This window comes from Acidobacteriota bacterium, from assembly GCA_016713675.1.
In the GTDB taxonomy this organism is placed as follows: domain Bacteria; phylum Acidobacteriota; class Blastocatellia; order Pyrinomonadales; family Pyrinomonadaceae; genus OLB17.
Genome location: JADJOS010000004.1, coordinates 186,453 through 201,575, shown reverse-complemented (window position 1 = coordinate 201,575; position 15,123 = coordinate 186,453). Strand labels below are relative to the sequence as shown.

Genomic DNA, 15,123 nt, shown 5'->3' with positions numbered 1-15,123 from the left:
TGTGTTATCAACGACTTACAACGCCTTTAACGTCTTGTCCCGCTATATTTCAAAAAAACGCATTATTTTGTCTTACAGCGTTTTATCTATGAAATAGTGTATCAGAAAGTAGATGCTGAATGAAAGCGTTTTTTGGCCGGGAGCTTGCTAAGGCCGCGATCGTTCAGCCCGGTATGTACGCGAAACGCCCTTACTCCGTGCGGGCTTCTGCAAAGACTCGCGGTGAGAGCGGCCGTGAATATCCCTGTTACGGCGGGCGGCAAAAGTCCTGACATCAATAGTTATTCGTTTATAATCGCAACAACACTTTTACCGAACATATTTTCCACGCTATTTCAAGCCGCACGCGCGTGCCTTGCGGCAGAACGCGTGAACTCACGGGCAGACGCCCGACGGAATTCCACGGAGCATTACAAATGTCAAAACTCTCTCGCAAGCTAACACTCATCGCAGCAACCCTTCTGATCATCACAACAACCGCCCTGCTGTCATTCGCCAACCTCCGCCAATCCACCGCCACAGCCATAACCTCCGTAACCGAATTCCTCGGCCTGACCCGCTCCGAATCCGCAGTTTTAAGCACCAAAACCGACCCAAACAGCACCGCCAACCCCAACAACAGCACCGAGCCAACGGCACCGATGTTTTTTGCCGTCAATTCCATTACGTCTACTGGTACTCCGTTCACGAAAACTTCGATGGGTGCGAAGTTCGGGACTGCAACGTTACCCTCCGGTTTTAAGATCGGTTCGGATTGGTCAATAGGCACAGCGGCGACAACCTCTGCATTCGGAACAATTGGAACAGGTGCAGTAACGGGATCATCGAGTGCCGGAGTGATCAACTGGGCCAACGGCGTAACGGCCTCTGCGACGGATCGTTCGCTCGCTTCCCTTAGATACGGGTAGTTTTACGTTTCCTTGACCATCGTATTAAAGGTTACCAAACAACACTAGGTTCAATTTCGCCGCTGGACATTACTTCGATTACGAACAGTCACGGTCAGGTACAAGTCAGTTCGACTGGACATTCTTCCACTACTATTCCTCTGACATGGACGGCGGCGGTCGCGGGAGCACAGGCACCGAGCGGATATCTTATTAAGGCAAGCACGGGAGCGATAACCGATCCGGTTGACGGCATACAGCCTGCGGACGACACCGACGCTACGGACGGCGAAGGCGTCAAGAGCGTCACGCCCGGCTCGGCGGCTTCGTTCGCCGGATTTACTTCGTCGCCGGGAACGAGCTACAACTTCAAGATATATTCGTACACCAACAGCGGTGCGACCATCGATTACAAGACCGACAGCGCGCCAAGCGTAACCGCTTCGACAGTTGCTGATCCTCCGACGCTCACCGCTGCCGTCGGGGCGACGGTCGATGCACCGTTTCACGTCACATTTACTTACGACCCCACATGGCGCGCCGCCATCACCGGCATCACCATCGGCGGCACGCCGCTGACCGCCGGCTACGCAGTATCGGCAGGGCAGATCACATTTACGCCGTCGGCTTCGTCACCCGCGAACCTCCTGCAAACCTCCGGGACCAAGAACATCGCCATTCAGGCGACCGGCTACGGCGATGCCGCCGTCAGCCAGAGCGTCGGCCACGGCACCGTGGCATCGTATGTGTTCGGGACGTTCAGTTCGCCGTACAGCACGGGCGTCGCGTCGATCGTCAGTGCCAGCGGCCGCGATCAATACAGCAATTCTTGCTCGACGGATTCGACGACGGTCGTCACGCTGACGAGCGCTTCGGGGAAATGTTCTGTTCGACGCAAATCTGGACAGCACCTACGGCGACAACGGCCAAGGCCCTCTCCGGCGGCTAGTTTTGAGTTTCTGATCCGCAACAACGTCGCCGAAACCACGACCATCACCGCCACCGCCGACAACACCGCCACCGGAACATCCCCCAATATCACGGAACGACGTTACCCTGTCGTCGGATTATTTCCGCTCGAAGGCGACCGGCAGTTGGGCGACGCATCAACATGGGAATCGTCGCATGATGATTTGACGTGGTTCAACGCCACGCTGGCACCGACAACTGCTTCGACGGCTGTCACGATCCGTAATGGCCACAATGTGACCGTGGCTACTACGCCTACTAGCACCGATGACACGACCGTAGATGCGGGTGGTACGCTTACCGTTAATTCGGCCGTGACCTTGACGATCGCAAACGGACCGCCACCGACCTGACCGTAAATGGTACGGTGGTGAACTCCAACGTGATCACACCGACCGGAACTATCTCGTTTGGCGCCACTGGTAAGTATCAGCATGCCAGAAATGGTGGGCCAGTTCCTTTGGCAACTTGGGGAGTCGGCTCATTGGTTGCAGTTACGGGAATTACGTCCCCGCCGCCCACCGGGCCCGGTCAGTCATTTAGCAACTTTACTTGGAATTGGCAGGGGCAGACGACTAACGTAGGCTTGGCAAATCCCAGTGGTTTCGCGATTACGGGGACATTTACCGTTAAAAGCACTGGTGGTACGACAAATGAAGCAGTTCGGCTGACGAGCGGAACGAATTACTCACTAAATGTCGGAACGCTCGTGATGGATGGAGGTCACCTTTCCCTCACAAGCGGATCGGGAACCGGAGCGCTTACGGTTAGCGGCAACGTTACGCTGTCGAACGGCAGCGAACTCTATTTGAGCCAGGGCGGAAGCGCAAACGGAACACTATACGTTGGCGGTGACCTGTCAGTAACAAGTGCGACAATAACCGAGACAGCTACGACAGCCGGGCACGCCATTATCTTTAATAAGGCAGGAACACAATCTTTCACCGCTTCGTCCGCGACACTCTCCGGCGAATCTTAACTACAACGTCAATTCGGGTTCGACCGTGAACCTGAGCGGCAATATTCCGCTCAATGCGGCTGATCGATTCTTCCAAGTCGTTGAACGCTCTTAAATACCGGCACAGCGCTATTACGAACAGGTCGTTTTCACGCTCGGAGCGACCGGAACGCTCGGTATCGGTTCGCCTGATGGTATCGTAACGGGCAGTACGACGAATGGTAATCTTCGCAACTCCGGGGTGCGTTCGTTGACAACTAGCGGATCGACGTTTGTTTATAACGGTGCGGCGGCACAGGCGATGGGGAACGGTTTGCCAGCGTCGGTCACCAATCTAACGATCGACAACGCCGCGGGCGTTACTTTGAGCACGGACGTGTCCGTGACCGGGACGCTGACATTGACGCAGGGCAAGATCACTTCGGCTTCGAATACGATCTCGATTCCTGCGACGGCGACAGTTGCCCGTACGAGCGGCCATGTGGTCGGCAATCTGCAGAAGACCTTTGGGGCGACGGGCGTGAAGGACTTTGAGGTCGGCACGGCAAACGGCTATTCACCTGTCAGCGTAAACGTGACGGCGTTAACCGCTACGCCAAATCTGACGGTGAAAGCCATTGAAGGACCGATGCCGGGAATAACGGGTACGAACAAACTCGCACGCTATTGGCGACTGACCAGCGGCGGAACGCTCACGTCCGATCTGACATTCAACTATCTGCCGGGCGATGTCGTCGGCACCGAAGCGAACTATCAGTTCGTCAAGAGCTCGAGCAGCGTGCTGACCGTGATACCGCCGTCCTCGAACGGCGTCAATTACTCGATCATTACCGGAGTCACAAATTTCTCCGACTGGACACTCGCCGAGCCTTCCGCGGTGACATACGCGATCACGCCTTCGGCAGGAACCGGCGGCACGATCACACCGAATACGGTACAGAACGTGACCCACGGCAGCAGCCAGGCGTTTACGATCGCGGCGGACAGCGGCTATGTCATCGGTGATGTGCTGGTCGATGGCGTTTCGGTCGGCGCTGTGTCGAACTATAACTTTACAAACGTCACGGCAACCCACACGATCGCCGCGAGCTTCGTCGCGAATCCACTGCCGACGTTGGGGAACTACGACCCGACGGCGATCGGTTTGAGCGGGAATGCGACGGTGACGCCGGATGCAGTGCCGACCAATACGACGAGCATGAGCGTTTCGGCTCCGACGCTATTTAACGGCGGGTTGACTGCCGATCCGGTGACGGGCGACGTAAGCATTACCAACGCGGCACTAGCCAAGATACCGGCGGGTGCGTATACGGTCACTGTCACGGCGTTCGGGCCGGGCGGCGAGGCGACGAAGACATTTGCACTTACGGTGACGGCAGTACCATGTTCGGGCGTCGGCGGATTTACCTCGCCCGCCGTTCCTGAAGAAACGGTTGGAACTGGCCCTGCTTCGGTCGCGGTCGGCGATTTTAACGGCGACGGTATCCAGGACCTTGCCGCAGCTAACTACGATACGACCACCGTCTCGATCCGATTGGGCGACGGCAGCGGCGGCTTTACATCTCCGGCCGTGCCTGAAGTAACGGTTGGAACTAACCCTTTCGCGGTCGCGGTTGGCGATTTTAACGGCGACGGCGATCAGGATCTTGCTACAGCTAACTACAATTCAGCCAACGTCTCGATCCGGTTGGGAAATGGCAGCGGCGGGTTTACATCACCGGCCGTACCTGAACTAACGGTTGGAAATGGCCCTGTCTCGGTCGCGGTTGGCGATTTTAACGGCGACGGCATTCAGGATCTTGCCGCACTTAACTATTTTTCAAACAACGTTTCGATCCGGTTGGGGAATGGCAGCGGCGGGTTTACATTACCGGCCGTACCTCAAGTAGCGGTCGGCGTTCTCCCTCACTCGGTCGCGATTGGCGATTTTGACGGAGACGGCGATCAGGATCTTGCAGTAGCTAATGCTGGACCAAGCACCGTCTCGATCCGGTTGGGCGATGGCAGCGGCGGCTTTACATTACCGGCCGTACCTGAAATAACGGTTGGCAACACCCCTCGCTCGGTCGCGGTCGGTGATTTTAACGGCGACGGCAATCAGGATCTTGTCACCGCTAACCAGGGCTCAAACAACGTCTCGATCCGGTTGGGAAATGGCAGCGGCGGCTTTGCACCACCAGCAGTGCCTGAAGTGTCAGTTGGCTCTAGCCCTATCTTGATCGCGGTTGGCGATTTTAACGGAGACGGTAACCAGGATCTTGCCGCAGCTAACTCCAATTCAGCCAACGTCTCGATCCGGTTGGGAAATGGCAGCGGCGGCTTTACATCACCAGCCGTACCTCAGGTGACGGTCGGAACTCAGCCTTTATCTGTCGCGGTTGGCGATTTTAACGGCGACGGTCGTCAGGATCTTGCCACAGCTAACCGGACTTCAAACAACGTCTCGATCCGTCTCGGCACATGTATACCTGCACCGACGGTGGCGAGTGTCAGCCCGACTTCGGGTTGGACGCTGGGCGGATTTGTATTGACGGTCAACGGTACGGACCTGACCGGAGCGTCGGCCGTCACGGTCGGCGGTAATGCGTGTCCGATCATTAGTAATACGGGAACAGTGATAACCTGCACCACGCCGGCGGGATCGTTGGGGGCCAAGGACGTTCTCGTAACAACTCCGGGCGGCACGAGCACCGCTCACGCGGGCTCGGTCTTTACCTACACTGCTCCGATCTGCCCGGCGGGAAAATACTTTAACGGCAGCATTTGTGCGGACGCCGATCCGGGATTTTATGTGCCAACCTTCGGCCAAACGTCGCAGACGCCGTGCGCGGCTGGAACCTTCCAGCCAAATATGGGGTCGGTGTCTTGTAACCCGGCGACGGCGGGTAACTATGTCCCGGCTCCGCAGGCTACGGCTCAGATCCCGTGTGCGGCGGGAACATATCAGCCCGGAGGCGGAGCGCAGGCTTGTTTGAACGCAGACGCCGGTTCGTATGTGCAAGATCCGGGCTCGATATCTCAAACCGCGTGTGCGGAAGGTTCGTTCCAGCCGAATCCGGGCCAGTCGTCCTGCATCCTTGCCCCTGCGGGCAGCTATGTAGGCACGACCGGAGCCATAGCCCCGACACCGTGTGCGGCGGGCAGCTATTCGTCAACCGAAGGCGCGGCCGCGTGTACTCCGGCCCCGATCGGCAGCTATGTCGGCGGCAGCGGAGCGATAACATCAACACCCTGTGCAGCTGGGTACTACCAGCCTGCTGCCGGACAGACCAGTTGTATCGAGGCTTCCGCAGGCTACTATGCCAGCGGAACAGGCAACGAAAATCAGACCAAGTGTGAATTAGGCAAGTATCAGCCAGCCACGGGACAGTCGTCCTGCATCCTTGCCCCTGCGGGAGCTGTAGGCACGACCGGAGCCATAGCCCGACAGTGTGCGGCGGGCGGCTCGTCAACCGAAGGCGCGGCCGCGTGTACTCCGGCCCCGATCGGCAGCTATGTCGGCGGCAGCGGAGCGATAACATCAACACCCTGTGCAGCGGGATACTACCAGCCTGCTGCCGGACAGACCAGTTGTATCGAGGCTTCCGCGGGCCACTACGCCAGCGGAACAGGCAACGAAAATCAGACTCAGTGTGATATCGGCATGTATCAGCCAGCCACGGGACAATCGTCCTGCATCCTTGCCCCTGCAGGCAGCTATGTAGGCACGACCGGAGCCATAGCCCCGACACCGTGTGCGGCGGGCTCATATCAGCCTGCGATGGGAGCAGATTCCTGTATGTTGGCAGATGCGGGCTACTACGTGCCGACGTCGGGGCAAACGTCGCAGACGGCATGTCCTCCGGGCACTACGTCTTCCGGCGGAGCCACGGTCTGCACGGCACTTCCATTCACAGTAACATTCAACGCCAATGGCGGCAGCGGTTCGATGGCGAACCAGACGACCAATGCGCCGACCGCGCTGACGGCGAACGCATTCACGCTCACGGGCTATGCATTCGCGGGCTGGGGCACAGCTCCCGCAGGCCCGGTCGTTTATGCTGACGGAGCGACCTATCCATTCACTGCGGACGCCACGCTGTATGCACAGTGGACAGCGCAGAGCCAGACGCTTTCGTTCAACAGCAACGGCGGCACTGCCGTAGCGCCGATCACGGCGGACTACGGCACGGCCATCTCGGCGCCGTCCGCTCCGACAAAGGTGGGATACACCTTCGCGGGCTGGTTTTACGATGACGTCACGTTTGCGAGTCCGTACACATTCTCGACAATGGGCCCAACGACGACGATCCATGCCAAATGGACGCCGAACGCCTACACTTTGAGCGTAGCGACCGTGGGCTCAGGCTCCGTGACGAAGAACCCGGATCAGCCAACCTACGGCCACGGCACAGTTGTCGAACTGACTGCGGTGCCTGATGTTGGTTGGACATTTAACGGCTGGAGCGGCGACACCGAGGACGCAAATTATCCAAATCGCGTCCCGCTCGTGATAATCACGGGCGAGAGCAACTCCGGCGGCTATGCGGTCAACGCGGACGCAAGCCCCACCGAGCTGTCGGCGCGTCCAGGCGTTCAGATATTGAACAATACTTCGTTGTTATTCGAAGACCTTGATATCGGCACCAATAATCTGATCGGGCATGCGGGACTTTCGGACAATGCAACGCACGGGTTCGAACTCGGGCTTGCCAATAGCGTGGCTGCGAGTGAATGGCCAAACTCGCCCGTCTATCTGGTCAAAACGGGCCAGGGCGGCAGCACGATCTCTCAATGGACTGTCGGCAGCCCATACTGGACCACGTTCAACCAGCGTGTAACCGCGGCGGTGAATAATCTCACAGCCAGCGGCAAGACGCCGGTGGTTTACATATTGTATTCGCACGGCATCAACGATGCGATCGCGGGCACGCCGGTGGCGACGTGGAAGAACGACACGATCGCACATCTGGCAAAGGTCCGCCGTGCGGTCGGCCCGTCTTCGATCCTGATGACACGGCTGATGTCGCCCACCTATGACACCTACAATACCGCGATCGACGAGATCGACGCGGCAGATGACCTGAGTGTGGCGATCAGCGTTTCGGGGGCAACTCTTCGCGATGCTAACCATTGGGACTACGCGGGCATGAAACTGATCTCTTCGCGGATGGTCGAGGAAATGCTCACAAGCGGCGGCGGTTCAATTACTGCCAATCCGTTCTCGGTGACGATGGACCGCAACAGGAGCTTGACCGCCCACTTTGTGCCCAGTCAGTACACTCTGACCTACACAGCCGGAACGGGCGGCACTATCTCAGGAACGTCGCCACAAACCGTCACTCACGGTGAGAACGGCAGTGCTGTCACGGCGGTCGCGAACATCGGTTTTGCGTTCGTCAACTGGAGCGATGCTTCGACAGCGAATCCTCGTACCGACACCAATGTGACGGGAAATATTACCGTAACGGCCAACTTTGTCGCGGTCCCGCCGACGGTCTCGTCGGTGAGTCCGACGTCGGGATTTTCGGCGGGCGGTTATACGCTGACAGTGAACGGCGCAAACTTTGCAGGAGCGACCGCCGTCACGGTCGGCGGAGCGGCGTGTCCGATACTTAGTAATTCCGGAACGGTCATCACCTGTACGGCTCCGGCACATGCCGGCGGAGCTGTTAGCGTACTCGTCACGACTCCCGGCGGAACGAACGCGGCGAATACGCTGTTTACCTACGTCGAGCCGACGATCTCGGTCAATGACGTGGAATTCATCGGGCAGAGCGTTACGGACAATAAATTCTCTATTTCGCTTTCGGGGCCGTCTTCGCAGACGATCACGGTCGATTACCAGACGAACGACATAACCGCGACAGGTGCAGCGGCATGCGGCGGAAGTGCGGATTACGAAACGCAAAGCGGAACGCTGCAGTTCGATCCGGGCGTAACGGTGATGTTCATTACGGTGCCGATCTGTCCGGACAGCGTGCAGGAACCGACGGAGACATTCTCGTTCGACCTGAGCAACGCTAGCGCCGGGACGATCGCGGATGCGCAGGGAATCGGTACGATCTCGAGTGATGACAGTTCGAGTGCGTCGATCGGCGATGTGACCCTGGCTGAGGGCAACGCGGGGCCGACGACATTTTCGTTCCCGGTCACGCTCACCAATTCGGTCTCGACGGCGGTCACCATCAATTACACTGTGACGCCGGGTTCGGCCACAACGCCGAGCGATTACAGCTCGAGCGGAACGTCGATCATCATTCCGGCAAATACGACCGGTCCTGTGAATATCGATGTCACCGTAAACGGCGATACCGATTACGAAGCGAATGAGGCGTTCACGGTAGCGATCACCTCCAGTCATGTCGCTATCGGTACGGGAACCGGCACCGGCACGATCACGAACGACGACGCTCCTCCGGGAACGCTCGTCGTCACGAACACCTCAGACAACGACGGCATCTGCCTCCCCGGCGACTGCTCGCTCAGACAGGCGATCAACTCGGCGAATGTTAATGCTGATGCGACGACGATCGAGTTTGATATTCCGGGAGCGGGCGTTCAAACGATCTCGCCGGTCTCGCCGCTGCCGAGCGTTTCAACCCAAGTGATCATCGATGGCTACTCGCAGCCGCTGTCTGTTCCGAATACAAACCCAACGACAATAGGCATCAATGCCGTTCCGCTGATCGAATTGAGCGGTGCGTCGGCTGGCGGCGGCGCCGACGGTTTGCGTCTTGCGGGCGGCGGTTCGACCGTTCGAGGCTTGATCATCAACCGATTTTCTGACGATGGCATTAGTATTGTCGCGAATAGTGACAGCAATTCCATTCAAGGTAACTTTATCGGAACAGATGCGACCGGCACTGTCGATCTGGGCAATTCGGGCGACGGGATTTCCTCGGACGTAGTGAATGTAGGATTGGTGCCGGACCTCACCCTCATCGGCGGAACAAATGTGGCGGACCGAAATTTGATCTCCGGTAATAACGGCGATGGCATCGATCTATTCTTTGCAAATACAACTACTGTCCAGGGCAACATTATTGGATTGCAGAACAACGGAATTGACCTGTTAGGCAATAACGGTACCGGGATCAATGCCAGCGTCGGCGAAGCCGAGATCATCGGCGGTACAAACGCCGCGGCGCGCAATATGATCTCCGGAAACGGAAACGGTATTTCCGTTAACGACAGCGCGACCATTCAGGGCAATTACATTGGCACGGACGTATCGGGAACGCTCGATCGCGGCAATACGGGGACAGGCATCTCGATGAATGTATCCCTCAATAATCTGATAGGCGGCACTGCGATCGGAGCAGGCAATCTGATCTCCGGCAATGGTCAGGAAGGAATTCTTATCGGAAATAGCGACAGCAATACAATTCAGGGCAATCTTATCGGTACCCAGGCGGACGGAACCAGTCCGCTCGGAAACGGTGACATCGGAATTAGCGTGTTCGCCGGAACCAGTAGCGATAATGTCATTGGCGGTGTAACGACCGGAGCCGGAAACACGATCGCTTTCAACGGCGACGATGGAATCCAGATCGCAATCGGTGCCGGCAATCGCGTTAGCGGCAATTCGATCCACTCTAATGGCACGACCAACCTTCATCTAGGTATCGACCTCATCGGCACGGATGGCGTAGATGCCAATGACTCAGGCGACGGTGACACCGGTCCGAACGGTCTCCAGAACTTCCCGGTAATAACGACAGCGGAAGACACAGGAAGTACGAGTCATATAGTCGGATACTTGAATTCAACGCCGAGCACGACATTTGCGGTCGATATTTATAGTAACGATGCCTGTGACGCGTCGGGTTATGGTGAAGGTAAGCAATACCTTGGTTCGTTCAACGTGACCACCGACGCGTTCGGTGATGTTACGTTCGATCACACCGCAATTGCACTTACGCTCGGCAAGTATCTGACGGCGACAGCGACCGATCCGAGCGGAAACACCTCGGAATTCTCGGCCTGTCAGCAGGTGACCGGCGGTTCGGCAGGAACGATCCAGTTCTCGTCCGTTTCGTATAATGTCGGCGAAGGTGCCAGTACGGCAACGATCACTTTTGACCGAATTGGCGGCACCGATGGTTCGATCAGTGCAACGTTCACGACAAGTGACGGCACCGCCGTCACTCCGGGTGATTACACCGCGGTGACCGGACACGTGGTCACATTTACCGACGGCGACAGTACCCAGAAACAATATAACGTAACGATCGTTGATGACCTCGACGACGAATCGGACGAGACCGTTGGCCTGGAACTCACCTCGACAACGATCAATGGGACGCCGGCCGGCACGACTGCAACGTTGACCATCATCGACAACGATGCCCCGGCCAGCTTTAACATCGTCGCATCGGCCGGGCCAAATGGTTCGATCAGTCCATCGGGAACAGTGTCCGTGCTAAACGGAGCCAATCAGGCATTTACGATCACGCCAAATGCTGGCTTTTCGATCGCGAATGTTTTGGTTGACAGCGTATCGGTCGGGGCCGTGTCGAACTACACATTTACAAACGTGACGGCCGGCCACACGATCAGCGCATCATTTATCGCTTCCACTTATACCGTTACGTTCGACGCGAACGGAGGCAGCGGTTCGATGGCAAACCAATCGGCCAATGCTCCGACAGCACTGACTGCGAATAATTTCACACGTTCGGGCTATACGTTCGCCGGATGGGGAACTAGTGCGGGCGGGCCGGTTGTTTATTCCGACGGTGCGACCTATCCGTTCACAGCAGACGTGACGCTTTATGCGCAATGGACGATAGCAGTTGATACGTATTTGCTCACCGTCAATTCGGCAAACGGTACGGTCGTGAGCACGCCGGCAGGCATAAATTGCCCGGGCGATTGTTCAGAGTCGTTCGATGACGGAACTGTTGTTACGCTGGAGGCAGCACCTGATACGGGATACCGGTTTGTCAGTTGGAGTGCGGGCGTAACTAATACGGCCGCCAATCCGACGACGGTTACGATGGACTCGGCCAAGACGATCACGGCCAATTACGCGCTCAATACGATCTCAGGCAATGTCAATTACGCGACGTTTACCTCGGGAGCGAAGGGCGTGCCGAATGTCGGTTTAAGTGCTGCAGGATCTCTGCCGCAGACGGCAAGCACCGATCTCGCCGGATACTATTCGATGTCCGGATTCGGTGCAGGAGCCTATACCGTGACACCGGCGGTTCCCGCAACACAGCCGTGTTTGATAAACAACGGCATCAACGCACTTGATTCATCTTTGGTGCAGCAACAGGTTGTCGGTTTGATCGATATGACGGCGTATCAAAAGGCGGCGGCCAAGGTAACCGGTACTCTTACACCCGCACTAACGTCATTCGATGCGGCATTGATCGCTCAAAAATCGGTCGGTATCTGCTCACCGCCGATCATCAAGACGGGCCAATGGGTGATAACTCCGGCGGATCGTACGCATATCGTCGTGGACAACGATATCACTGACGATTTCGATGCCTATATGATGGGCGATGTCGACGGCAGTTGGGATCCGCTCGGTGCAAGCCGTCCGGCACTGGCGCGAGTGTCGAATTCGCCTGATGCCGTACAGGTCGGTCTGCCGGCGGTGACGGCAGATGCGGGAACGCGTGTATCGGTTCCGCTGCGAATGGACAACATGATGGGCCGCGGCGTGACGTCGTATCAGTTCGACATCGAGTACGATCCGACGGTGATCGAGCCTGCTGAACTGGCAGCCGACCTCGTCGGAGCGGTTCCGGCCGAACTGGCGATCGTCTCGAACGCACCTATCCCGGGCGTGTTGAAGGTAACGGTCTATGGAGCGTTCCCCGCAACGGGCGACGGCGTCTATGCCAACCTGCATTTCAACGTGCGAGGAGCGATGGGCAGCAGCTCGCCGCTGGCTATCCGCGGATTCATGCTCAATGACGACCGCTGGAGGTCAATACGACCGACGGTGTGATTATGGTGGGCCGCGTCAATGCTGAACGTCCTTCGATCAAGGGCCGGATCTTGACGACCGACGGCAGCGGAGTTCTCAACGCGATCGTCACCCTGACCTCAACGACAGGCAAGATCCAGTCGATGCGTTCAGGTGAGGGCGGAGCGTTCGAGTTCACACGCGTAGTCGCGGGCGAAACCTACACTTTGACCGTCCAGTCGAAGCGTTTCAGGTATCAGCCCCGAACCGTCAGCTTGACGGGAAGCGTTGTCGAACTTGATATGTTCGGTCGGTTGTAGTAGCTTTCGTTGTGTCCGCGATCAGTGGTGGGGGGTCGGGGTATCAAACTTCATCGAATAGTGTAGGATCGGGCGTCCCCACCCGCCGGTCTTGCACTATTTTGTTTTGCATAGATAGATCCGGAATTTATTCCGGTTGATCGCAAAAAGTGATTGCCGGAACGAAAAAAGTTTGAAAGGTTTTTGCGATTTTTCTCATATATAAGTACGGAACACTTTTTTGCAATCCTCGGCGGCGTCCAGGAATGTGGAGATGAGATTTGAGACTAAAAACAGGGGATCTATTTATATTCAAGCGACCACTTTTAGAATGTCCGGAATGGCGCATTTTGTGTCGCCCAAACGCATGGAATTTTTATCATCGAAAAATACGGGTCTATGATCGTCCGGAAATTGCGAGTTTCAATTATAAGAACTGACCATTGACAAATATGCCTGAGATCCCACAAAGGAAATTAACCGAATTGGTTGGACTGATGTTCGACGCTGCTCAAAAGGCATCGCCTGATGCGTGGGATGACGTATATTTGGCGATCGCCCAAACCTTTTCGTCCGGCCCGGGCGGATTCATTTTCTACAACAAACAAACAGATGAATTCAAGGTCATGGCTGGGACTCGGGATGATCGTGTCGCTCTAAATTATCTCGAGCGATTTCAGCATACCAGCCCGTTTCGAAAATATGTGACGGACCTTGAACCAGGCGAGCGATTCAATAGAGAGGAATACATGTCAGACGATGATTTTCGTCAGGCCGACATTTACCGCGATTCGTTTGCTCCGGCTGCTATTTTTCATATCGAATATCGTGTTTTTCGGGCATATCGCGAGATTCGCCGCGGACTGCTGTTAACTCGTCCCGAGGGTCAGAAGAATTTTGACTCCAGCGAATCAGCCGCTTTGACTTTCCTGATCAGCTACTTGGAAAAGGCGTTTCGAGTTTACGTCAGCCTGATCGAATCAAAACGTCAAAGCCGTCTCATGACCGACGCGTTTGATTGCTTTTCCCACAGCGTGCTCGTGGTAGATAGAAACGAATCACTTATTTTTGCGAACAAGAGCGGAAACGAGATACTGGCTCAGGAGAACGGGCTTCGCACGGATCGATACGGTAAGATCCGCACCACATCAGCCGCAGACGCCAGAAAGTTCCGAACGGTTTTGGACAAAGTGTTCGATGGCAATTATGAACAGGGCAAGTCTGAGGGTGTCCTAAAGGTTACACGTGAAAAGGGCCTTCGACCACTGGAAATACTTGTTTCACGTTGTGAGGAACATGACGCCGGCGATAATTACAACGAGCCTTTGGCGATCATCTACATATCAGATCCTGACCAGCAAATAGAAACGGTCGATTCGGTTCTCACGCGAATTTACGGACTTACGGACGCTGAAGCTAGAATTGCGGGGCTTTTGACGAACGGTTTGTCCTTAGGCCAGATCTGCGATGAGCTTGGGATAAAGCAAAATACGGTTAGGACCCATTTGAAGCATATTTTTTCTAAGACTGAAACAAACCGGCAGGCGGAGCTGATCAAATTGATACTCAATAGTCCTGCCAATCTTAATATGCATCGAGAATGAGGATCCGATGAAGATAAATGGGTAAAAGACATCGCTGGACTTATTTTTTGGTGTAACCCATTTGGGTGACGACTTAGAACGACCCCTCGTTCATACTCGCTTGAAGTCAGATAATACAATTTAAGTTTTTTTCGAAGTTTATTTCGAAAGGCCTGCCTCAACGGCAGGGCTAGAATCAAAAATGTCGGTGCAAATGACCCTGGTGCCTCCTGCTTCCACGCCGGATTCATGTCGCGAGCAGTAGTAATCAATTTCACCGTAAATTTGAGTTCAAAAGGAGCGGGAGCACGTGTGTTTATGTACGGCTTCATTTGCGCAGAGAGTTTTCGATGATTCTTGGTTTCTTTTTGAATGTTGGTCGAATGTCAAGAGCAAACAGCTGCAGAATGCAGCAGGATCAGGCCATCTTGGTCGGAGTCATGTTCCTGGCGAAGTTCCGTACGATGGTCCAGTTTCACCAGATCGTGCAAAGATGCGATCTCATGAAGCAACGGACATTTCC

7 protein-coding genes are annotated in these 15,123 nt (G+C 55.9%); all 7 read left to right on the top strand.

Annotated elements, in window-relative coordinates; translation table 11 throughout:
• Positions 1-119: 119 nt before the first annotated feature.
• The 7 genes from IPK01_14315 to IPK01_14285 all read left to right on the top strand — a co-directional run bounded on the left by IPK01_14315 (position 120) and on the right by IPK01_14285 (position 14,621).
• Positions 120-272: a hypothetical protein gene (locus IPK01_14315; GenBank protein MBK7934614.1), complete on the top strand. Its 153-nt coding sequence runs from the start codon at positions 120-122 to the stop codon at positions 270-272.
• A gap of 144 nt (positions 273-416) precedes the next feature.
• Entirely contained in the window at positions 417-908 is a 492-nt protein-coding gene (locus tag IPK01_14310) for a hypothetical protein (protein MBK7934613.1), read from the top strand.
• Positions 899-2,209: a DUF1533 domain-containing protein gene (locus IPK01_14305; protein MBK7934612.1), complete on the top strand. Its 1,311-nt coding sequence runs from the start codon at positions 899-901 to the stop codon at positions 2,207-2,209. The genes IPK01_14310 and IPK01_14305 overlap by 10 nt, the downstream gene beginning before the upstream one ends.
• A gap of 17 nt (positions 2,210-2,226) precedes the next feature.
• Positions 2,227-2,835: a hypothetical protein gene (locus IPK01_14300; protein ID MBK7934611.1), complete on the top strand. Its 609-nt coding sequence runs from the start codon at positions 2,227-2,229 to the stop codon at positions 2,833-2,835.
• Positions 2,836-3,064: 229 nt separating this feature from the next.
• Complete coding sequence (locus IPK01_14295; protein ID MBK7934610.1) at positions 3,065-12,760, top strand: VCBS repeat-containing protein; 9,696 nt, start codon at positions 3,065-3,067, stop codon at positions 12,758-12,760.
• A gap of 2 nt (positions 12,761-12,762) precedes the next feature.
• Positions 12,763-13,038 carry a carboxypeptidase regulatory-like domain-containing protein gene (locus IPK01_14290; protein MBK7934609.1) on the top strand — a complete coding sequence of 92 codons (276 nt, stop codon included), beginning with the start codon at positions 12,763-12,765 and terminating at the stop codon, positions 13,036-13,038.
• A 431-nt stretch (positions 13,039-13,469) separates the two neighbouring features.
• Positions 13,470-14,621, top strand: coding sequence for a helix-turn-helix transcriptional regulator (locus IPK01_14285; GenBank protein MBK7934608.1), 1,152 nt, complete (start codon positions 13,470-13,472; stop codon positions 14,619-14,621).
• The last annotated feature ends 502 nt before the right edge of the window (positions 14,622-15,123 follow it).